We start from the raw sequence: 320 nt of genomic DNA, 5'->3' as shown, positions 1-320 counted from the left end.
TAAGACTTCCAAAACCTTCAAAATCGTATCTTCCTCATCAGGAACACTAAGGAATAAATCGTAGAAAGAATCAACACCTGCACGCTTGTGAATTTCCATGGCTTTACGAGTTTGACGCCCCTTATCAAAAAAGTCCCAAATTGCTTTTTGATCGCCAGATCTGAGCACATCTGAAATTTCTGAAAGACGTTCTTGAAATTCCTCGATTCGATTTAGAATAGAATCTGCATTGGTTAGCAAAATGCTAGTCCACATGCTCGGCTCACTTTCCGCAATCCGTGTCATATCTCTAAATCCGCCAGCTGCAAAATTATTCGTAA

General features: G+C 40.0%; 1 protein-coding gene. It reads right to left on the bottom strand.

What is annotated here, in order from left to right; translation table 11 throughout:
- A partial coding sequence (locus C1E99_RS01015) for a prephenate dehydrogenase dimerization domain-containing protein (protein WP_153060134.1) occupies nucleotides 1-320 on the bottom strand: 320 nt, incomplete at both ends.

The sequence above is a fragment of the Streptococcus suis genome, assembly GCF_002964045.1.
Classification (GTDB): domain Bacteria; phylum Bacillota; class Bacilli; order Lactobacillales; family Streptococcaceae; genus Streptococcus; species Streptococcus suis_U.
Note: the sequence above shows the minus strand (reverse complement) of the source record. Positions and strands in the feature narration are given on the sequence as shown.